Here is a 21504-nt window from a genome sequence, read left to right as displayed (position 1 = left end):
CCTCAATTAATTTATAGATATAAAGTGTAGTATACATTTATACAAAATTATCTTTAGTTATATTTTAGTAAAGCTTAAACGTGATACACACTAAAGCTTTAGTGTGTATCAGTACATTTAGGGTTAGCTATTATCTAATTGCTTTTTTCACTTCGCGCCAGTCAATAATTTTAAAGTTTTGTGGTTGTAGGGGCATGCGATTGTAGCCATCTTGTACTATAAGCATGCCTTCAGGATAACCAGGCAAAGCCGTTGCTGTAACGGTTAAACCGTCAGTTTCACCTACGCCATCAATGCCTTTATCTAGGTTTGCAATTACATTAAACTTACCTGCAAAGCTTAGACTAGGCTGTGTGCCATCTGAGATTTTATAAAGCACATAGCTATTATCGCCTTGGCTTGATACTACTAAATAGCGAGCATCATTAGCATGATAAATTTCCATACCTTCAACATCTGTCACCAGTTGCTCATTAACACTTTGTAGCTTTACTGCTTTGTTACCAGCGGTAGGCTCTGCACCGATATACCAAATGCCTGCATCTTCTTCACCTGCAAATAGTTGGCCTAGATTATCATCAGCACTACAGCCTTCAGGTTGGCTTGGTAGAGTAAACTCTCTAACCAGTTCACCACTTAAATTACTTTGCTCACCGGTGAATTTATACTGCTGAAATAAACCTGATTTATCATTAACAAACACGTAATGGCCAGACTCAGAGGAATACATACACATACCGTAAATCTCAGATAGGTTAGTGGCTATTTCTGTCACATGGTTTACTTGGTTATCGCCATCTACAGTAAATACGCTAATGCTATTAAGAGTACGGTTACTGGCTGTGATCCACGTATGGGTCTGGTTGTTTATACCTTGATGTTGACGCACATCAACATTATTTAAACGCCCTATATTTAGCGATTGTACTTTGCTGCCAGCAAGGTCATAAACCATCAAGCCGCGACGTTTATCAGTGCCTAAAATTAAGCTTTTTTTAGCGTCTTGCTCATTAATCCAAATAGCCGGATCATCTGCTGCATCACCAAACGCAGCAACCGGTGTAGTTTGTGCGCTGGCATGAAGGTGAGTCATCGCGACATTGTTTTGTGAAGTCGCTGTTTGCGCTGTGTAGTTAACGTTTGCTTGAATGTAAGCGCCTGTTTCATCATCAATTAATACCAGCTGGGCTTGACTGTCATTGATAAAGCTCGCTGCAACAGACTCTATTGTGTGCTCACCTGCCAGTGACCATTGGCTTAGCTTATCTGTTTGAGCTTGGTAAGCATAAACCTTATTACCATCAGTGGCACTGAGCCATAAAGTACCGTCTTGTGATACCGATAGAGCCCCGATTTCACTGTTTAATTCGCCGTATGGCTGTACTAAAGCCACAGGTTGCTTATTGGCATCAGATTCTGCATTCGCGTTAATGGCCCACACTCCGAGCTCTGCCTCACTCACATACAGGGTTTTTGTGTCGTCATTTACTGCACAACCTGAAGCCTCAGTGACCGCAGAGAATTCACGTACTGCGATATTTTTAGCTTGGTTAGTTGCTAAATCATAAATAACCGTTTCGCTGATCAAGCCGCGAACATCTGGCACAAACGCTGATACAGTTTTGTTATTGCTGTTTTTAAATAAACATACGGCATCGGGCTGGGCTTGAGGCGGACTAATACGAGTAAGTTCATTAAGCTGCCAAGTTTGGCCATTTTTTATAAGTTTAAAAATAGCTACGTTGTCTTGGCTTTTATCAAGACTGGCGAGTAAAAACTGCTGCGCTGATAATTGCTTTAGTGAAATTGACTCAAAGTTACCGGCTAACAACACACTGCTTTTCTCGTTATCGGTAAGTAATAAGCCCTGTCTTTCGCTCGCCATTAGCCATTGATTATTACCTAGCGCTGCTGCTTGTGAGCCTTGCATGTTTTGTTGTGGGCCAAATAACTTAGCCTCAACAGCTGGTTTTGCTATTTCTGTCGTGTTTTGGGTATCGTCATTACTTGTACAACCGCCAAGCGCAGTTACAAGCACAGCACTTGATAGTACCGCTGAAATTGTATTTAATTTAAAGTTCATTATTTTATCCTTTACTTATCTATGTGCTTTTCAGTGCTAAAACGTACTTCACCAAGGTGGTTAATCGCGCTCATTGTTAGCGTTTCGCCATTGATAGAGATACTTAAAAAACCCGGTGTTGCTTCTGCGTAGCGGGTAAATTCACGTTGTTTTACAAACCTGCCACCACCAGAGACAAAGTGAGCCACCTTGCTATTTTTTGGTTGATTGTATTGCAAGTCATGCTCGTGCCCTGCGATATAAACGTGCACGTTATGGCGTTCTAAAATAGGTTCTAAAATGTCGCGAAGACCTTGGTTGCGACCAAAGCGTTTACCGCTAGAGTAGAGCGGGTGATGGCCAACAACAATTTTCCATTTTGCGTTACTGCCAGCTAGTTGGGTTTCAAGCCATGCCAATTGTGTTTGATAGTTTTGACTTTGGGTTGAGCGGTATTTTTCACGGGTTTTATATTCAGGTTGAATCGGGTTGGTATCTAAAAAAACCATTAACATTTGCTCGTTGTTTTCAAGTGCAAATGTTTTACTGTAGTACCTTGCTGGTAATTGCCAGCGCTGACTTTTTGCTGTGTAGTCAATTTGTGCTTGAGCATTACCAAGGTAATCGTGATTACCCAAAACAACATACCAATCTTCAAATGTGTGAGGGCCGTGGTATATGTTCTCAAAGGCTGATTGCCAAAGAGGATCGTTCACACTTGCCACACCATTTGGGTAAAAGTTATCGCCGGTCGAGACAACAAAATCGGCATCGGTTTGGTACATGGCGATTTCTAGCTGATGAGCCACCTCTTTTTGATAAAAGTGGCCGTTGTGTCCCCAATCACCAATAACCATAAAGTTAAGGCTATTAGGTAACGTAGTTAACTTGGCTATTTTTTGTTGTTGATATAGCGCATCTTTATAAATAACGGGCTCACCAGCACTAAGCGCTGATGAGCACAGTAGCGCGGCCATTATGAAAGACAATTTAAACATGTTTTAACTCCAAAAAAGCACGCGATGGCTTGCCATTACGTGCTTAAAATGACAATACGTGTGATTAGAATGCGTAACGCAGCATTACTTGAATCACAGGGCCTGCTTCTTCCGATTCAAGCTCGTACTCATCAAAGGCACGATTGTTTTGATCATCAAGCGAGTCAAACTTATTGAAAACTTCGTCTTTGCTGGCATCCAGTAAGTTTGAACCAACTAGGCGTAGAGTGATGTCATCCCAGCGCTTTTCAACGAAAAGCTCTAAATCAGCTCCGTAAGAAGTTGTCACTTCTTCACCCACGAAGCGCCCGTATGCATCACCTTGATTACGGTACGTTGCCCCAAATGATGCGCGTAGTGTTGGTAAATCTTGGATAAAGCCAACGTTATAAACATAATCTGATTGGTCGTTAAATTTACGCTTACCAAAGCTGTCTTCAACTTCACTGTCGAGCCAAGAGTAATTTAAGAAGATACCAGTGTTAGGCATGTTTAATGCGCTCAGTGGCGTTGATAAATCAAATTCAACACCTTGTACTGTGCCGTCGCCGGTATTTTGTGGTTGCAGTACAAATGTGCCTTCGCCTTCTGAGCCTTCAACACCGGTACTGGCAATTTCAATAAGGTCGCTAACGTCACGGTAAAATACGTTTACACCTACAACGCCACTTTTACCTAAACGGTATTCGTAACCTAAATCGATACCCCAAGATGATTCTGGTTTAAGGCTTGGGTTGCCTAAAAAGTCATTATCAGCGAGCTCTTCTTCAAGTAGGGCGGGTGTCATGTAGTCAAAGTCAGGGCGTCGTAAGCTGCGAGCAACAGAGGCGCTGACTCGTCCGTTATCACTGACGCTGTAACGAAAGTGAGCCGACGGTAAGAAAAAGTCATAATCATTTTCGGCAGTAACGCCTTCATTGGTATCGGTAATACTTGAGTCAGTTGACTCCCAGCGCACCCCCATCTCCCATGAGAACACATCCGCTTCATGCTTGATTAGCGCAAACAAGTCAAAACGGTCTTCTTCAAGTTTATTAACACCGCCGTCTACTGGTTCAAATTCGTTATTAAAACCGGCAAGAATCAGTGGATTCTGAGAGAATTGCTCCCAATTGGTAAAGTCTTTTTCCAGCTCATCTTCAGCGACAAAAATGGCGGTATCGCGCTCTTTTCCTTGCACAAAAGCACCAAATTGAACTTCTTTCGAGTCACCTACCAGTAAGCTGTGCTGCCATTGTAATGACCATTCTTTATCATCGATATCAACGGTTTCTTCTGCTTCTTCAAACACCATTGGGAGCTCTGAGGTATCAAGCTCAACTTCTTGTTCGTAAACAGACTCTTCAAAGCTGGCATAACCTAACTTAAATTTGCTGGTACCGCCCAGTAGTGGTAACTCATAGCCAGAATTAATGTTGTAGTTGGTTTGATCAATAAACGAAACGTTTGCGTTATCTGAGATTAAATTACCACCCTCAACGACAGAGCCTGAGGTTGCAGATGCGTCGTCGTATTCAAAAGAGCGCTCATCTTCGGTACGGTCGGTATCAACCCACATGGCGCTAATATCAAACTTGCCACCGTTATCAAACACCTTTTCAAAGCTGGCATTTAAAGAGGTGTCATCGCCATCACGGGTATCAGATTGATCTTCACGGTTATCAAAATCGTCTGTAGCGTAATTAGGGTTATTTTCAGGGCTATCGCCATAACGTCTGCTTGATTTTTGTTTTGGGTTATAACGACCTTGTAAATTGGCACCTACTAGTAAACGGCCACCTGCAAATTCAGTACCGTAAACGCCCGCAAAGCTTTCTTTTAGTTCGCCGTCATCGTAACGTAAGCCACCAGCGCGAATATAACCACCGTCTAAGCTGTAGCCATCGCGAAGTACAATATTAAGTGTGCCTGCTATGGCATCGGCAGAGCGGTTGGCACTAGATGAACGAATAATTTCTACACGCTCAATTAATTCTGCTGGGATACGGTCCACAAAAAATGAACGGTCAGCACCGGCACCCGGAACTTCTTCGCCATTAATAAGTACTTTTGTGTAAGCAGGGCTTAAGCCGCGCATACGAGCGCCGTCTGATTCAAGTACGTCAGATAAAAAAGTCACACTAGGAACACGCTTTAGTGCATCACCGGCGGTAAGTGGCTCAAAGCGTTGAAAGTATTATTGTGAGTATTCCAGCGTGGGCGCTAGTTCTTGCGAGCGGTTGCGATAACCAATCTCGCCATAGACCACAAGCTCTTCAGAAACCTTTACTTCAGGTTCCCTTGGCGATGTTTGTTCCTCTGCATTCACGCTAACACTAAATTGGCTCAGTGCTAATGCCGCCACAACAGCATTTAACTTAAATTGTTTCATTGATTTGCTCCGGTTGTCCTTGGTTTGGTGAGCAAACTAAAAAAAGTTAATGACGCTAATGTGACAGTTTTACAGTTAATTCCTGACAAAACGCCAACTTAGTACTTTTCAAACAGACATTTGAGCTGTTTAAACACGGCTCCAGAGCACTAAAAATGGTTATTACTAGGTTAAATACTTATAAATTTTAATCTCAATGTCATATCAATGAGCCAAAATGACTCTGCCTAATAAATCAGTACCGCGCTAGCATACGTAATAGTGTAAATCTTAGAAGACTTAAACAATGCGATATAACCCATTTACCAGCCATGCAAAATTAACTAATACCATCATTTTATTATTAGTTATTGCTGTAGCAATATGCGCTTACTTTGGCGAACTTAAGCAATGGCAAGAAATTGCGTGGCTCGATATTGTTGGTGAGGGCGGTATTGTGTTGATGACCCTCAGCTGGATAGTTGCGTTACTTATTTCACGTCCGCCAGGCAAAGTAACTACCTTATTAGTGTTAGGTTTAGGTTTGTTTATGTTCTCAGCTACACTCGATTTACTTGATGAGTGGTTAAAACAACCTTCACAATTATGGCTCACCTGGTTTGAGTCACTACCAGCGCCGTTTGGTATGTCGCTTACCAGCGCAGGGCTTTATTATTGGCATCAAGAGCAATTTGTTTTAAATCGTCAATTGCGTCGTCGTGAAGCGCATCTTCGCGAACATGAAAAGGTCTGTCCGGTAACAGGGTTATACCGAGTTAACTACTTACATTCACTCATGCAGCAACAACAAACAGAGCAGCAAGGGGGTACTTTAGGTGTTATTGATATTCGTGATTTTGCAAAGTTTAATGCGCAGTTTGGTTTTAGTGAAGGTGATAGGTTACTAAGAGAAATTAGTGATTTATTAGTAATGAATTGCCGGTTAAATGATGTGCTTTGTCGCTATGCCGGAGATTGCTTTATTGTGCTTATGCCGAATACCAGCCAAAGCCAAGCCAAAGAATTACTAGCGCAAATGAAAGCGGCGCTTAACCATTGTGCGTTTAAAGTCGCAAAAAGCAAAGGCGCACAGTTTCAGCATATTTTAACCGCCACCATGGCAATGGATTTAGCGCAAGATCCAGTGCAGCAAACCAGCCAGTTACATCAACAATTACAACAAGAAAAGGCGCTTGTAGGTGCAGCAGTATATTAGCCTAGATGATAAATACCTCAGCGCGGAGGGAATGATCACTGCGCTGGTGGAGCTTGCTCAAGGACGAGGGATCCCGCTGCATAAATTGCTGCGTGGTACGGGTATTTTTGAGCAAGATTTATATGATCTATCACAGCGCTTTAGTTTATCGCAGTTATTGGCTTTAATTAGCCAGTTTAAAGCCTTAATGAAGAGTAATGATAGTGGCTTTTTACTGGGTCATCAATTGGTTAATGACGTTAGCCCAGCAGTGCAAAGTGTGCGTTTAAGCCCCAGTTTAGGTATGGCTTTGAAGCAATTACAACAAATTAGTACCGTTATTGCCCCTTTATTATTTACCCGTAGGCATATATTTAAAGACGATTTATATCTGTACTTGCAACCGAGTATCGGTATTGACGAGTCATTAAAAAATTATTGTTTTGAAATATACAGCGCTGCGTTAATGAGCTTACTAAAACGAGTATGTAATGTGTATCCACATTGTTATTTTGACTTTACCTGTAAACGCCCGAGGCATATTCAAGAATATGAGCAGCACTTAGGCTTACGAATACGGTTTGAACAACCCTATACCCGTTGGCACTTTAATAAACAACTACTTAAGTGCACAAACCCAGAGGCTAGTCAGCTTAGATGGCAGCAGTGCATAGCGCAAAGTGAGTTACATAAGAATGTATCACAGTCTTTTGTTGAGGCTGTGTGCCAGCGCATTTACCGTGATAAAAACAACAGCCTTGCTAACAGTGCTGAGCATTTTGCCATGAGCTCTGCTACGTTTAAACGTAAGTTAAAACAACACGGTGTCAGTTACTCTCAATTACAAGATGAGCAAAATAAACTAAAAGCTCTGCATTTACTGGGGGTGTGCCAGCAAGGTAATGAACGTGTGGCTGATCGGCTTGCATTTTATGATATTCCTAACTTTCGCCGTGCATTTAAGCGTTGGACCGGCATTACGCCAAGTCAGTTAAAAATATAATTAAAAACTAGCCGCTTGCTCTATAACAATGCCATGGCGCTTTGCTAGGCGCTGATGATCTCTGTCATAGCCTCCACCAATCACAGTGGCAACAGGAGTATTATTTGCAAGGCAGCGTTTAAGCACTAAGTGATCGCGCTTTTCTATCCCTTGCCAACTAATATCCAGTTTGCCTAAGCCATCCTCTTGCCAAATATCAACGCCAGCATCGTATAAAACAAGATCCGGGTTAAGCTCGTTTAATAAAAATTGCAGCGTATCGTCAACAATACCTAAATATTCAGCGTCTTGCATATTATTGGCTAAACCAATATCTAAATCGCTAGGGGACTTTCTAAATGGGAAGTTTTTCTCACAGTGTATTGAACAGGTAAACGCATAAGGTTGATGAGCCAGCATGGCTGCCGTGCCATCACCTTGGTGAACATCTAAATCAAAAATCAGTACGTTAGTCACTTCACGGTTTTGAATTAACGTCTGTGCGGTAAAAGCTAAATCGTTCACCATACAAAAACCCGAGCCAAAATCACTGTGGGCATGGTGAGTGCCGCCCGCTAAATGGCACGCAAGCCCATTTTCAAGTGCTAAACGCGCAGTTTGCAGTGTTCCCAGCGGAGCGGTAAATGTGCGGTTCATTAGTGCTTGTGACCAAGGCAAGCCAATACGGCGCATGGCTCTTTCATCTAGGCGGTTATGCCATAAATCGTGAATGTAGTTTTCACAATGTACTATTTCTAGCTCTTCTACACTACCATGTGGTGGTTCTGTGATATTACTGCCAGCAAGTCCAAGGGTTTTAACATGCTGGTGTAGCTGAGCAAATTTACTCATTACAAAGCGATGCTTGGGATCAAAACTAAACGAGTAGTTAGGATGATAAACTAAAGGTAGATTGGGGTTTAAACTCATATCTGCGTCGTTTAATTATTTTTGGTTATGGTAATCAACTTCACGCAGTGCGTCTATTTATGTTTGGTGAATAAGCGTTTCAAGCTCGCGGTGTAATAATGTTTCATCAGCAAGGTTTAGCTCAACTAAACGCTTTAAATGCGTGATACTGTCTATATCAATACTATGGCATTTAAGACCAATATGGTTTTCTTCTATGTGACGAATAACCACCGGCATTTTTATTTCAATATCGCTTTGTGGCAAAGTAAAACGTAGTACTGCTTCGTCATTTTTGTTCCCAGTAAATGCATCGCTTTTAGTAATAAGCGCACCATGTAAAGAGATATCTAATAGAGTGCATTCATACTGGCTGCTAGCCATAACTAATTGCGCTGCAGTAGAGAACATAATACGAGAAAATTGCCGACGGTTTTGCATAATAATCTTATAAAGCTGTTATTTATAATAAGCATAGCTGGTAATGCCCAACACGCCAATTTGCTTAAAGATAAAAATAGCTCGCATAAAAAAGCCCCGCATTAAATGCAGGGCTTTTAACTTATTCACTGTGGCTGTTAGCCAATTTTTTTATACTTTATGCGCTTAGGCTGTGCAGCTTCTGCGCCAAGAGTCTTTTTAAGCCACTCTTCGTATTCAGTGTAGTTACCATCAAAGAAGTTAATTTGGCCTTCGTCGCGGTAATCTAAAATGTGTGTAGCAATACGGTCAAGGAACCAACGGTCATGCGAGATACACATTACACAACCTGGGAATTCTAAAATTGCATTCTCAAGGGCACGTAATGTTTCAACGTCCAAGTCATTGGTTGGCTCATCTAGAAGTACCACGTTGCCGCCTGCTTTTAACAGCTTAGCTAGGTGTAAACGGTTACGCTCACCGCCAGATAAGTCTTTAACAAACTTTTGCTGATCGTTACCTTTAAAGTTAAAACGGCTAACATAAGCACGGCTTGGGAACTCAAAGTTACCAATTTTTAGTACATCTTGGCCATCAGAGATTTCTTGGAATACCGTTTTGCTTTCGTCCATGTTGCCACGGAACTGATCAACAGTTGCCAGTTCTACTGTTTCACCAATGCTGATATTACCGCTATCTGGCTGTTCTTCACCGCTTAACATTTTAAATAGCGTTGATTTACCTGCACCATTGGCACCAATAATACCCACAATAGCGCCTTTAGGCATGCTAAAGCTTAAATCATCAATTAAAACGCGGTCGCCAAAGCTTTTACGTAAGTTGTTTACTTCTAATACTTGGTCACCTAAACGTGGGCCAGGTGGAATAAACAATTCGTTGGTTTCGTTACGTTTTTGGTAATCAGACTGTTGTAGCTCGCTAAACTGCGCCATACGTGCTTTTGACTTAGCTTGACGACCTTTAGGGTTTGAACGCACCCACTCAAGTTCTTGTGCAATTGATTTTTGACGTGCTTTTTCAGATTTTTGCTCTTGTTGTAAGCGGGCATCTTTTTGCTCAAGCCAAGAAGAGTAGTTACCTTCCCACGGAATACCTTCACCACGGTCAAGCTCTAAAATCCAACCTGCTACATTATCAAGGAAGTAGCGGTCATGCGTTACTGCCACAACAGTGCCTTCGTAGTCATGTAAGAAGCGCTCTAGCCAGGCAACCGACTCAGCATCTAAGTGGTTAGTTGGTTCATCGAGAATCAGCATGTCTGGTTTTTCAAGTAACAAACGACAAATAGCAACACGACGGCGCTCACCACCCGATAGGTGCTCAATTTTAGCATCCCACTCAGGTAAACGAAGTGCATCGGCAGCACGCTCTAATACGTTATCGATATTATGACCATCGTGCGCTTGAATAACCGCTTCTAATTCACCTTGCTCTTTAGCCAGTGCGTCAAAGTCAGCACCTTCCATTGCGTATTCGTTATACACTTCGTCAAGGCGGTTAAGGGCATGTTTTACTTCACCTACAGCTTCTTCAACAATTTCACGAACTGTTTTGCTTTCGTCTAAAACAGGCTCTTGCGGTAAGTAACCAATTTTAGTGCCTGGTTGAGGGCGAGCTTCACCTTCAAACTCTTCATCAACACCCGCCATAATGCGAAGTAGTGATGATTTACCAGAACCATTTAAACCTAACACACCAATTTTTGCGCCTGGGAAAAAATGCAACGAAATATCTTTTAAGATAGTGCGTTTTGGTGGCACAACCTTAGATACTCGACTCATCGAGAATATAAACTTATCAGGTAAAACCATGGAAGGAGCCTTCAAATAATAATAAAAATTTCAATGCTGTATTGTAGTGGCTCACAGGTGAAACAGTCAACGAATGGCACTGTTTTAAAGTACATATTCAATTTATACAAACCGCGTGAATAAATTTCATTTAGACATCTATACATCTAGAGGTTGATATTTTTGGCATTCTGTTCATAATGAGAGCGTATTAACTCTCGGTTTTTATGAGCAGGAGCTTTAAGAATGCCAATTACAGTAGAAGACGAATTGCCAGCTATTGCACGTTTACGTCATGAAAACGTGTTTGTAATGCCAAAAACGCGTGCAAAAACCCAAGAAATACGCCCTATGCGTTTGGCTATTCTTAATCTGATGCCTAATAAAGTAGAAACCGAAGTACAGTTTATTCGCTTGTTGGCTAACTCTCCGCTGCAAGTAAATGTTGAGCTATTGCGCCTAGATACGCACCGCAGTAGTAGCAACTCAGAGCAACACTTAGATACTTTTTATCGTTACTTCTCAGAAGTAAAAAACAACAACTACGATGCACTGTTAATTACCGGTGCACCGCTCGCACATTTAGAGTATGAAGAAGTAGCGTATTGGGAAGAGCTCAAAGTAATTATTGATTGGGCCGAGCAACATGTAACTTCTACCTTGTTTTCGTGCTGGGCTGCCCACGCGGCTTTATACCACCGTTATAATTTAAAGCGCGATTTAAAAGACAATAAACTCTGCGGGGTGTTTACCCACCAATGCTACTTTGCCCATGGTGCACTTACCCGCGGCTTTGACGATACCTTTTTAGTACCCCACTCACGCTATGGCCACATAGATATTAATAAAATAAACGCCTGTGAAGAGCTGGTGGTATTAGCGGGCTCTGAACGAGTAGGGGCGTATTTACTTAAAAATAAATCGGGCAGCCAAGTGTTTATTACCGGCCACCCCGAATACGATGCCGACAGTTTAAAAGCCGAATATGAGCGCGATTTACAAAAAAGCCCCGATGCGCCAAAGCCTGAAAACTATTTTCCTGATGACGATGCCAGCAAACAACCGTCTAAAACATGGCAAAGCCACGCGTTTTTACTGTTTTCAAACTGGTTAAATTATTACGTTTACCAAACCACACCCTATGATATTAACTTAGTTAGCCAAGACGTAAGGACTAACAACTATGCCGAATAATCCTCAAAACAATAAGCATGAACAGCTGAGCGCTGCGCTCAAACAGCGCATTTTAATTTTAGATGGTGCAATGGGAACCATGATCCAAGCGCATAAGCTTGAAGAGCAAGACTACCGTGGTGAACGTTTTAAAGATTGGCATGTGCTCATTAAAGGTAATAACGATTTATTAAGCCTAACCAAGCCTGAAATTATTACTGATATACACCGCAGCTTTTTAGCCGCCGGTGCCGATATTATCGAAACCAACACCTTTAACTCGACCACCATTTCGATGGAAGATTACGACATGGCGAGTATAAGCCGTGAAGTTAATTTAGAGTCAGCTAAGTTAGCCCGTGCTGTATGTGATGAATTTAGCGCTAAAACCCCAGAAAAACCGCGCTATGTAGCGGGTGTGTTAGGGCCAACATCTAAAACCTGTTCGTTATCGCCGGATGTAAACGACCCTGGCTATCGTAATATCACCTTTGATAAGTTAGTGACTGCGTATGTGGAGTCTACTCTTGCATTAATGGAAGGCGGCGCTGATTTAATACTTATAGAAACCATATTTGACACCCTAAATGCAAAAGCCGCCTCATTCGCAGTAGAAGAGGCGTTTGAACAAGCAGGGCGTACATTACCAGTGATGATATCAGGCACTATCACCGACGCCTCAGGCCGCACGCTTTCAGGGCAAACCACCGAAGCATTTTATAACTCTATTCGCCATATTAAGCCGCTTTCAATTGGCTTAAATTGCGCTCTTGGGCCAGATTTACTGCGCCAATACGTTGAAGAGCTATCGCGCGTGTGCGAAACCTTTGTCTCTGTTCACCCTAATGCGGGCTTACCCAATGAGTTTGGTGAATATGACCTAGAAGCAGACGACATGGCAAAAGAGATCATAGATTGGGGTAAATCGGGCTTTATTAATATTGTTGGCGGTTGCTGCGGCACTACGCCTGCGCACATTCGTGCCTTTGCCAAAGGGCTTGAAGGCGCAGCACCACGAAAATTACCAGAGCTTGAAGTGCGTATGCGTCTGTCAGGCCTAGAAGCCTGTAACTTAAATTAAGGAGCCGCCAATGACCCAACAAATTGCAGTATTTACCAATGTCGGCGAGCGTACTAACGTAACTGGCTCGGCCATGTTTAAACGTTTGATCATGGAAGAAGACTACGAGACCGCCCTTAATGTGGCCCGCGAACAAGTAGAAAATGGCGCACAGGTTATTGATATCAACATGGACGAAGCCATGCTGGACTCAAAAGCGGCCATGGTGAAGTTTTTAAACTTAATTGCCTCAGAGCCTGATATTTCTAAAGTACCTATAATGGTCGACTCCTCAAAGTGGGAAGTTATAGAAGCAGGCTTAAAGTGTATTCAAGGCAAGGCCATTGTTAACTCCATTTCACTTAAAGAGGGTGAAGAGCCGTTTATTCGCCAAGCTAAAATTATAAAACGCTTTGGCGCCGCCGCTGTTGTGATGGCGTTTGATACCGAAGGTCAAGCCGATACCGCCGATCGTAAGTTTGAAATTTGTGAGCGCAGCTACCGTATTTTGGTCGACGAAATTGGCTTCCCGCCAGAAGACATTATATTCGACCCCAACATATTTGCCGTTGCCACCGGTATAGAAGAGCACGACAACTACGCCGTAGAATTTATTGAAGGCACCCGCCGTATTAAGCAAAATTTACCGCACTGTAAAGTCTCGGGTGGGGTGTCAAACGTATCGTTCTCGTTTAGAGGTAATAACCCAGTACGTGAAGCGATTCACTCGGTATTTTTATACCATGCGATAAAAGCGGGTATGGATATGGGCATAGTAAACGCAGGGCAGCTTGCGGTTTACGACGACATCCCCGAGGAACTTCGTAAAGCAGTTACTGATGTAATACTTAACACCGACCCAGGTGCCGGTGAGCGTTTAGTAGAGCTTGCGCCTAAATATTCGGGCATGGCACAAGCTGAACGCGTAGAAGATTTAGAGTGGCGAACATGGCCTGTTGAAAAACGCCTAGAACACGCTCTAGTTAAAGGCATTACCACTTTTATAGATGAAGACACAGAAGAGTGCCGTGCTGGCGCAGATAAACCTATTCACGTCATTGAAGGGCCACTCATGGACGGCATGAACGTGGTTGGGGATTTATTTGGCGCGGGTAAAATGTTTTTACCCCAAGTGGTTAAGTCGGCCCGTGTAATGAAACGCGCGGTCGCCTACCTTGACCCATTCATTGAAGCCGAAAAAGAAGAGGGCGCGACCAACGGTAAAATTGTTATGGCCACCGTAAAAGGCGACGTGCACGACATAGGTAAAAACATTGTAGGCGTAGTACTACAATGTAATAACTACGAAGTAATCGACTTAGGCGTAATGGTACCTGCCGAAAAAATACTGCAAACAGCAATTGACGAAAAAGCCGATATTATAGGCCTTTCGGGCTTAATTACCCCATCGCTTGATGAAATGGTACATGTTGCCAAAGAAATGAAGCGTCGTGGCTTTGAGCTGCCGCTAATGATTGGCGGGGCAACCACCTCAAAAGCGCATACCGCAGTTAAAATAGAGCCGCAGTACGACAAAGGCGTGGTGTATGTAAATAACGCCAGCCGCGCCGTGGGTGTGGTGTCTAATTTATTATCAAAAGAGCATAAAGCAGAGTTTTTAGCTAAAACCACCGCCGAATACGACAAAGTACGCGAACAACAAGCACGCAAAAAGCCGCGCTCAAAACCGGTTACCATACAGCGCGCCCGTGATAATGCAGCACAGCTTGATTGGGATAACTACACGCCACCCGTGCCTAAAAAGCTGGGCGTGACTGAGTTTAAAAATGTATCAATCGCGACTTTACGCAAATACATAGACTGGACGCCGTACTTTATGACCTGGTCAATCGCCGGTAAATATCCGCGCATAATGACCGACGAAGTAGTGGGCGAACAAGCACAAAGCTTGTTTAAAGACGCCAACGACATGCTCGATGAACTTGAAAAGTCAGGCAGTTTACAGCCATTAGGTGTTATTGGTTTATTCCCAGCTAACCGTGTGGGCGATGATATAGAAATTTACACCGACGAAACGCGCAAAGAGCTATTAACTACCTCATGTCATTTGCGCCAGCAAACCGAAAAAACCGACTTTGCTAATTACTGTTTAGCCGATTACATTGCGCCAAAAGGCACGCCTGATTACTTTGGTGCGTTTGCGGTAACAGGTGGCTTAGAAGAAGACGACCTAGCCAATGCGTTCGACGCACAGCAAGATGACTATAATAAAATAATGGTAAAAGCTGTTGCCGACAGGCTCGCCGAAGCCTTTGCCGAATACCTGCACGAACAAGTGCGTAAAGAGTATTGGGGATATGCACCGGATGAAAACCTGCCTAACGATGAACTCATTCGCGAAAACTACCAAGGTATTCGCCCAGCGCCTGGTTACCCAGCGTGCCCAGAGCACACCGAGAAAAAGAAAATTTGGCAGTTACTCGATACCGAAAAACGCATTGGCATGCAGCTCACCAGCTCATACGCCATGTGGCCAGGTGCTGCGGTGTCGGGCTGGTACTTTTCACACCCACAAGCGAAATACTACGCCGTTGCTGCAATACAGAAGGATCAGGTTGAAGACTACGCTAAGCGAACAAATATGACGCTCGCAGAAGCCGAAAGATGGTTATCGCCTAACTTGGGGTATGAGCCGGAGTAAAGCGAAGTGGTTAAATAGCGAAGCGGTCAGTTTTTAGCGGTCAGCTATCAGTTAAAACAAAAACGAGCCAAGGTAGGCTCGTTTTTTATTTTAAGAACTAGGTTGTTTACAAAGAGTTTATTTAGTGGAATTATTAATCAATATATAAATTCCCGTTTTAGGGGGCACTAACTAAGATAATGGGTAATGTTAAGCTATTAGCTTTTTTAAAAGGATTTACATGAATAAAAAAACTTCAAACTTAGTCATTATATTTTTATCTGCATTCATTACATCGTTTGTTAGCCGCTATTTAACTGATTCAATAATAAACCTAAAAGATCTACCTTTTTATATGGAGTTTTTACTTTTCCTAGCTATTTATTTGGTAATTTATTTCCCACTAAATTGTGTATTCGAAAAATTCGTTGTTAAGTCAACATCTGATAGTTAGCAAAACAGTAAGACAGAATTAAGCATAATGAGTCAGAGGGCTCGCTATATAAGACTTTACAGGTATTTTAGCTTATTGTTTTGTCGCATAGCTGTGTAGCAATTGGCTTGCTCTTAACCACTTTTAAACAAGGCAATTTTATGAAAACGATTGGCATGCTCGGAGGCATGAGTTGGGAGTCAACAGCCAGCTATTACAAAGCTTTAAACGAAGGCGTTAAAAACTCGTTGGGTGGACTGCATAGTGCTAAAATTGTATGGTGAGCGTCGATTTTGCGGAAATTGAAGCGCTACAGCATCAGGGCGATTGGCAACAAACAGCTAAGTTACTTACCAAGGCAGCTAAATCGGTAGAGGCTGGTGGTGCTGACTTTTTACTTATTTGTACCAACACTATGCATAAAGTGGCCGATGAGATTGCCAGTAATATTACCATTCCTATTTTGCATATTGCCGATGCCACCGCCGAGCAACTAAAGCACGATAACATTACGCGAGTAGGGTTGTTGGGAACGCAATTTACAATGGAGCAAAACTTTTACAAAGAGCGTTTAATCGATAAGCATAACATTGAGGTATTAATACCTGAGCCTATTGAGCGAAAGCGAGTGCACGAGGTTATTTATTCGCAGTTATGCCAAGGGGTTATTGATGAAGATTCGCGAGCTGATTATATACGCATTATAGAGCGCTTATTTGCACAAGGCGCGCAGGCCGTTATTTTAGGCTGTACTGAAATAGCCTTGTTGGTAAAGCCACAACATACGCAGGTTCCGCTTTACGATACCACCAAACTACACGCAGAGGCGGCAGTGAAATTGGCTCTCGCTAAATAAATTGTATTAAGCCTAACTTAAAACCGCCAATTGGCGGTTTTTTTGTGTATGGCGTTTTAATAAATAGTTTTAAACGCAGCCACTGTTTTGCATATAAATTGATATGCACCAAGGTTTAAATTAATAGTTCAATTATATAAATTGTTAATTTTAGTAAAAACAGCAAGTTGACTAAGCTAGGTAAAATCACCTATTTACCAACGCTATAAATAGGTCAATAATCTTTTGAAGTATATCCAATTAACCTTAACCCCTAGGATTATTAGTATGAAAAAAATGAATAAACATATATTCACTTTAAGCGCATTGACCATATTGACCGCTTGCGGTGGCTCTAATCAAAGTGAGCAGCCAGACTCTATTGTTGTTAACCCGATAACCCCTCCCGTTTCAATTTCTCCTAAGCTTGTTGTAACGCAAGGTATGATCACCGGATTTGGGAGTATTTATGTTGATGGCATTAAATATAATACCGACACCAGCAATATTAAAAAAAATGGCCTAAACACTCAATTAAACGCACTGAGTGTGGGCATGAAAATTAGCTTTTCAGCGCAAGAAAATGACTCTGGTGAATGGGTTGCTCAAGACGTTGAATACGATACTGAGGTGGAGGGGGTAATTCAGAGTATTGACCGAAATAATAGCCAAATAACGATTGCGAATACCGTTATATTTTATAACGATTTAACGCATTTTATTGATACCTCAGAAGCGCTAATAAGTGTCGGGCAGCGAGTTGAAATAAGCGGCTATCCGCAAGCGGATGGTACTTTTTTAGCGTCATACATTGAATTAGACACCGATACAGACAACGACGATTATGAATATACTGCTGGGATCGTATCTAATTTAGATGAGACCGCATTACAATTTACTATTAATGATGTGGTGATTGATTATCGGCTAGCTGAAATTGATGGGGTATTGGCAAATAACAGCTATGTAAAAGTTGAAGGTAATTTAGTTGATGGCGTGATGGTTGCCAATGAGGTTGATGCGAGAACGGTTAAAGAGTCGCTCGATGTTGATGACGATAGCGTATTACGCTATGAAATAGAGGGACTAATTACTCAAATTAGTGCGACCTCTATAGGGGTTAACGGCCAAGTATTTGACTATGCAAATAATGTTGAGGTTGAAGGTGTTGCACTCAATAACTTAACGGTGGGGATGTTTGTTGAGCTTTATATTGATAATAGTCAGATCATTAAAGTTGAATCAAAACAATCATCTTACTCATCAGACGGCAAAGTAAAAGGCGTTATTGAAAGCATAGACCGTGATAACAAAACGATTACCGTTAATGGCGTGTTATACGTATTCAACGAATTTAGTCGTTTTGAAGATGACGACGAGCAATACTTTAGTTTCGACACCTTAAATATTAATGATTATGTTGAGATTGCTTATCTACAAACGTCACCGTTATTAAGTGTGTTAAAAATCGAAAAAGAAGACCAAGACGAATACCAGCAAGAATGGGAAATGAAGGGGCAGATCACTGCAATTTCAAACAATACAATAACGGTTAATGGAGCTGAAATTGTGTTAGATGCCAATGCAAAATATATCATAAATGATGTATTGGTTTCTCTAACAACGTTTATAGAGCAGCTTGTCGTTGGCGATAGAGTTGATGTTGAAGGCCTATATGATATCAATAACGTATTTGTGCTTGGTAAAGTTGAGCTTGAGAATAAAAGCGACGATGGAGACGACGACGGTGGGGACGCTGGAGATGACGATAATGGCGGTGATGATAACAAAGTTGGCTATGTTGAATTAGAAGGTACGGTTACTGAACTTTTAACAGCAAATAGCTTTATGTTAAACGGCTATGAAGTGCAATTATCTGAAAATGCAGAGCTTGAAGTGAATGACCAAGATGTTAATTTAGCAACGTTTATGAGTGCCTTAACCGTGGGGGCCGCAATTGAAGTTGAAGGCCAATGGGTTGAAAATAAATATATCCTTGCTGATGAAGCTGAACTAAAGTAAGTGAACGTATAACAATAATTAAGGCCACGCTGTTGTGGCTTTTTTTATGGCTAGGTGAAAATGCATAAAGACAAGTTGATTTCATTTACATTGATTCTAATCATTATTTTTAAATTAATTGATTTATCAATCGATATTTCAAGCAATGTAGAACCTAAGCATATTTTTCAAGAAATAATGCTAATTGTTGTATCGTTAGCTTTGTTCGTTTATTTAATGATTGATATCCATAAGCGTACTACGAATGAAAAACTCAATTTGGCGCAGTTAAAAGCGTCAAAAGAAAATATTAGGCTGCTTAACCAGCAACTAGAGGACTCAAAAGTTGCATTTTTTAGTAAAATTGAAGAGCAGTTTCAAAAGTGGGGGCTAACGGCAGCTGAAAAAGAAGTTGCTCTATTTTTAGTAAAAGGATTATCAACTTCAGAGATTGCCAACATTAGAGATAAATCTGAAAAAACCATCAGTAATCAATCTTCGGCTATTTATAAAAAAGCGGATGTAACAGGAAGGCATGAGCTAGCAGCCTTGTTTTTTGAAATGTTGTTGTAGGGTATAAAAAGGGCTAAGTTTGACAGAGGGAGGGCGCTCAGAATTCTGAACACTCTCCTTACCCATTTTAAAAATTAATAAAGCAACTACCCAATGCTAGGCTTATTGTTAATCACCTATTTAACTTTTTTATTTCCAATCGCTTAAACCATACTTTTCCATTATTTGAGATAACTTGCCTGATTCTCTCATTGCTTTTGTGCCTTCATCTACTATCTGTGTTAGCGCTTTACCTTTGGTATTCGGTGAACATGCTATGTAAATTGAATCAGAGGAAGGATTTTGGCCTCCAAGCTTCACTTTACTTTCTAAGTTCATATCCTTAATTTTAGCTTTTCCGACGGAAACTGATTCTATAACGACATCGATCCGATTTGCGGCTAACTTTTTAAAGTTTTTCTCTAGCGCGTCATTCCCTGGAATTGATTTAAAAATATCCTTTCTTGATGCGATTAATTTATCTAAATCTTCGCCATAAGCATAACCTTCAATTACGCCAACTTTTTCTGTTAGTAGAGAGTCTAGGTTATTGAAAACCCATGAAGAGGAATTCAATATAAAGTAACCTGTTATATCTTTTCCCCATTGTTCAGCAGGGAAATTAAAGTCAGGCGCATCTTCAGTATAAGCACCAACAACGCAATCAGAGCTACCTTCTCGGGTGGATACAATGGCACGTTCCCAAGGCATGATTTTGTAATCAACATCATACCCAGCAGCAGAGAAAACCTCGCGGGCAAAATCAATCATAAAGCCTTCTTTTTCAGAGTCAGGTTCTCCATTCATTGGATACCAGCTATCAGCCCGAATACTGACAGTTTTAGCCATTACATTAGCTGATAATATTAAGCTAATTATTAACGCTGGGATGCTCATGCTTTTCATATTTATTACCTTTGAGGTTTTATCTTAGTAAATTTTGTAGAAACAATTTAATAAACGATAACTTATTTGTATGAGATTAATTTTGAGTTTAGGAAATAGTTTGGATTTATCAAATTAAATACAAATATAAGTTAGCTCCAATCATGAAAAAATACTGAGCACTTCAAAGCTCAATTAAAGTTTAAGGCATAAAAAAACCCGCCAGCTTGCAGTTTTTATTAGCAAGTAAAGCTGTTAATTCGCTTTATATTAATGTCCTTTCTCAAAGTCATTTACTTCGCGCTCAGCTTCTCTTTCGATTTACCTATACATCTAAAGTTTTAATTATTGTATTTTATATAGGCTTGTTTATCATGTGAGGCCTATTTACAAAGGCATGTGAATATTTAAGCTTGATAGGGAATCATGTAGCAACCCTCCAAAAAATGTTCACGGCCTATTTTTAAGGCTTCTTGTTTATGTCATTTTTAACAACACTTAAAAAGTTTGGTAATCATATTGGTGCTTACAAAGTGCACTTGTGCTCTGAGGTAAAAGGCAAGCCTTTTACTAATGTGAGAATAGGGAGAGTATTAAATTTTTAAATATATAGCGATGCTGATAGTAAAGTAATCTGGGAGTAGAAATGAAAAAGCTTACTATTTTTTTGTTCCTATTGTTATCTGTTGGATATTCTTCAGTTGCTTTGTATTCGCTTATTAATAGTGATATTGAAGATGTTACTATTTGCAGCACTGATGATAATACTCGCTATATACCAAGTGACGTTTGTGAATATTATTTACTTAATTATAGAGCAGATAAGGGTGATATCGAATCACTTGAATCAGGCGCTGGTCTAGCATTTTTATTTGAAATTAAAGATATAGATAAGCGCGATGCTTATATCGAATACTTTATTTCTAAAGGAATCAAAGTAAATACGTTAAGTCACATAGATGGTTTATCACCTCTACACTCGGCTATTTTGCTTAATGACTTTGGTTTAGTGCAACTTTTAATGGATAAAGGCGCGAGTATTACCATTAAAGAAAAATCACATGGGCTTACACCTTTAGAGTTTATTCATAAACTGAGTGAAAAAAATGCTCAGATAGATAGGCAGCTGATATCTGAACTTTTGGCGTCGATTTCAAATAATAAACAGGCAGGTTAATTCAAAGAATTACCGAATAT

Annotated in this window: 16 protein-coding genes and 2 pseudogenes; 9 read left to right on the top strand and 9 right to left on the bottom strand. The window is 41.1% G+C overall.

The window, feature by feature from the left end; genetic code table 11:
• Positions 1–130 precede the first annotated feature (130 nt).
• The 5 genes and pseudogenes from ACTRWE_RS03985 to ACTRWE_RS03965 all read right to left on the bottom strand — a co-directional run bounded on the left by ACTRWE_RS03985 (position 131) and on the right by ACTRWE_RS03965 (position 5431).
• Entirely contained in the window at positions 131–2083 is a 1953-nt protein-coding gene (locus ACTRWE_RS03985) for a phytase (RefSeq protein ID WP_462879539.1), read from the bottom strand.
• A gap of 11 nt (positions 2084–2094) precedes the next feature.
• Positions 2095–3060, bottom strand: a complete 966-nt coding sequence (locus tag ACTRWE_RS03980) for a metallophosphoesterase (protein ID WP_462879538.1) — start codon at positions 3058–3060, stop codon at positions 2095–2097.
• Positions 3061–3124: 64 nt separating this feature from the next.
• The gene (locus ACTRWE_RS03975) at positions 3125–4918 is read right to left on the bottom strand and encodes a TonB-dependent receptor domain-containing protein (RefSeq protein WP_462879560.1); all 1794 of its coding nucleotides are present in this window, start codon (positions 4916–4918) and stop codon (positions 3125–3127) included.
• A 57-nt stretch (positions 4919–4975) separates the two neighbouring features.
• Positions 4976–5206 (bottom strand): annotated as a pseudogene (locus tag ACTRWE_RS03970) (TonB-dependent receptor plug domain-containing protein); the annotation flags it as partial.
• 30 nt (positions 5207–5236) lie between these two features.
• Positions 5237–5431 carry a hypothetical protein gene (locus ACTRWE_RS03965; RefSeq protein WP_462879537.1) on the bottom strand — a complete coding sequence of 65 codons (195 nt, stop codon included), beginning with the start codon at positions 5429–5431 and terminating at the stop codon, positions 5237–5239.
• 286 nt (positions 5432–5717) lie between these two features.
• Here ACTRWE_RS03965 and ACTRWE_RS03960 point away from each other — a divergent pair, with 286 nt between their 5' ends.
• Together ACTRWE_RS03960 and ACTRWE_RS03955 are read left to right on the top strand one after the other, a co-directional pair.
• Positions 5718–6626, top strand: a complete 909-nt coding sequence (locus ACTRWE_RS03960) for a GGDEF domain-containing protein (RefSeq protein ID WP_010391112.1) — start codon at positions 5718–5720, stop codon at positions 6624–6626.
• The gene (locus ACTRWE_RS03955; RefSeq protein WP_248527695.1) at positions 6610–7608 is read left to right on the top strand and encodes an AraC family transcriptional regulator; all 999 of its coding nucleotides are present in this window, start codon (positions 6610–6612) and stop codon (positions 7606–7608) included. The genes ACTRWE_RS03960 and ACTRWE_RS03955 overlap by 17 nt, the downstream gene beginning before the upstream one ends.
• On the opposite strand, the gene ACTRWE_RS03950 is transcribed toward ACTRWE_RS03955, so the two are convergent.
• The 3 genes from ACTRWE_RS03950 to ettA form a co-directional block, all read right to left on the bottom strand.
• Positions 7609–8517: a histone deacetylase family protein gene (locus ACTRWE_RS03950; protein ID WP_109875603.1), complete on the bottom strand. Its 909-nt coding sequence runs from the start codon at positions 8515–8517 to the stop codon at positions 7609–7611.
• A gap of 57 nt (positions 8518–8574) precedes the next feature.
• Positions 8575–8937: a PilZ domain-containing protein gene (locus ACTRWE_RS03945; RefSeq protein WP_008111924.1), complete on the bottom strand. Its 363-nt coding sequence runs from the start codon at positions 8935–8937 to the stop codon at positions 8575–8577.
• A gap of 137 nt (positions 8938–9074) precedes the next feature.
• On the bottom strand, positions 9075–10748 hold the full coding sequence (gene ettA, locus ACTRWE_RS03940; RefSeq protein WP_008111928.1) for an energy-dependent translational throttle protein EttA: 1674 nt from the start codon (positions 10746–10748) through the stop codon (positions 9075–9077).
• 225 nt (positions 10749–10973) lie between these two features.
• Between ettA and ACTRWE_RS03935 the strand changes: the two genes are divergently transcribed.
• The 6 genes and pseudogenes from ACTRWE_RS03935 to ACTRWE_RS03910 all read left to right on the top strand — a co-directional run bounded on the left by ACTRWE_RS03935 (position 10974) and on the right by ACTRWE_RS03910 (position 19443).
• Positions 10974–11921, top strand: a complete 948-nt coding sequence (locus ACTRWE_RS03935; protein ID WP_008111930.1) for a homoserine O-succinyltransferase — start codon at positions 10974–10976, stop codon at positions 11919–11921.
• Positions 11911–12981 (top strand): homocysteine S-methyltransferase family protein, encoded by a 1071-nt coding sequence (locus ACTRWE_RS03930; RefSeq protein WP_033104063.1) that lies wholly within the window; start codon positions 11911–11913, stop codon positions 12979–12981. Before ACTRWE_RS03935 ends, ACTRWE_RS03930 begins: the two co-directional genes overlap by 11 nt.
• A gap of 10 nt (positions 12982–12991) precedes the next feature.
• On the top strand, positions 12992–15622 hold the full coding sequence (metH, locus tag ACTRWE_RS03925; protein ID WP_033104064.1) for a methionine synthase: 2631 nt from the start codon (positions 12992–12994) through the stop codon (positions 15620–15622).
• A 573-nt stretch (positions 15623–16195) separates the two neighbouring features.
• Positions 16196–16890, top strand: a pseudogene (locus ACTRWE_RS03920) (aspartate/glutamate racemase family protein).
• 267 nt (positions 16891–17157) lie between these two features.
• Positions 17158–18891 carry a DUF5666 domain-containing protein gene (locus ACTRWE_RS03915; RefSeq protein WP_008465503.1) on the top strand — a complete coding sequence of 578 codons (1734 nt, stop codon included), beginning with the start codon at positions 17158–17160 and terminating at the stop codon, positions 18889–18891.
• Between the two features lie 60 nt (positions 18892–18951).
• Positions 18952–19443, top strand: a complete 492-nt coding sequence (locus ACTRWE_RS03910; protein ID WP_008465505.1) for a helix-turn-helix transcriptional regulator — start codon at positions 18952–18954, stop codon at positions 19441–19443.
• A gap of 129 nt (positions 19444–19572) precedes the next feature.
• Here the strand turns inward: ACTRWE_RS03910 and ACTRWE_RS03905 are convergent, their stop codons facing one another.
• Positions 19573–20328, bottom strand: coding sequence for a substrate-binding periplasmic protein (locus tag ACTRWE_RS03905; RefSeq protein WP_008465255.1), 756 nt, complete (start codon positions 20326–20328; stop codon positions 19573–19575).
• Between the two features lie 625 nt (positions 20329–20953).
• Between ACTRWE_RS03905 and ACTRWE_RS03900 the strand changes: the two genes are divergently transcribed.
• Entirely contained in the window at positions 20954–21484 is a 531-nt protein-coding gene (locus ACTRWE_RS03900; protein ID WP_008465259.1) for an ankyrin repeat domain-containing protein, read from the top strand.
• Positions 21485–21504 lie beyond the last annotated feature (20 nt).

Source organism: Pseudoalteromonas sp. G5_S1_54_S4 (assembly GCF_054968565.1).
This window is presented reverse-complemented; position numbering and strand designations above follow the sequence as displayed.

Excerpts from the sequence above, each read along its gene's own strand:
- metH (WP_033104064.1), top strand. The coding sequence starts at position 12,992 with ATGACCCAACAAATTGCAGTATTTACCAATGTCGGCGAGCGTACTAAC.
- ACTRWE_RS03900 (WP_008465259.1), top strand. The coding sequence starts at position 20,954 with ATGAAAAAGCTTACTATTTTTTTGTTCCTATTGTTATCTGTTGGATAT.
- ACTRWE_RS03980 (WP_462879538.1), bottom strand. The coding sequence starts at position 3,060 with ATGTTTAAATTGTCTTTCATAATGGCCGCGCTACTGTGCTCATCAGCG.
- ACTRWE_RS03910 (WP_008465505.1), top strand. The coding sequence starts at position 18,952 with ATGCATAAAGACAAGTTGATTTCATTTACATTGATTCTAATCATTATT.
- ACTRWE_RS03915 (WP_008465503.1), top strand. The coding sequence starts at position 17,158 with ATGAAAAAAATGAATAAACATATATTCACTTTAAGCGCATTGACCATA.
- ACTRWE_RS03985 (WP_462879539.1), bottom strand. The coding sequence starts at position 2,083 with ATGAACTTTAAATTAAATACAATTTCAGCGGTACTATCAAGTGCTGTG.
- ACTRWE_RS03935 (WP_008111930.1), top strand. The coding sequence starts at position 10,974 with ATGCCAATTACAGTAGAAGACGAATTGCCAGCTATTGCACGTTTACGT.
- ettA (WP_008111928.1), bottom strand. The coding sequence starts at position 10,748 with ATGGTTTTACCTGATAAGTTTATATTCTCGATGAGTCGAGTATCTAAG.
- ACTRWE_RS03960 (WP_010391112.1), top strand. The coding sequence starts at position 5,718 with ATGCGATATAACCCATTTACCAGCCATGCAAAATTAACTAATACCATC.
- ACTRWE_RS03930 (WP_033104063.1), top strand. The coding sequence starts at position 11,911 with ATGCCGAATAATCCTCAAAACAATAAGCATGAACAGCTGAGCGCTGCG.
- ACTRWE_RS03945 (WP_008111924.1), bottom strand. The coding sequence starts at position 8,937 with ATGCAAAACCGTCGGCAATTTTCTCGTATTATGTTCTCTACTGCAGCG.
- ACTRWE_RS03905 (WP_008465255.1), bottom strand. The coding sequence starts at position 20,328 with ATGAAAAGCATGAGCATCCCAGCGTTAATAATTAGCTTAATATTATCA.
- ACTRWE_RS03965 (WP_462879537.1), bottom strand. The coding sequence starts at position 5,431 with ATGAAACAATTTAAGTTAAATGCTGTTGTGGCGGCATTAGCACTGAGC.
- ACTRWE_RS03950 (WP_109875603.1), bottom strand. The coding sequence starts at position 8,517 with ATGAGTTTAAACCCCAATCTACCTTTAGTTTATCATCCTAACTACTCG.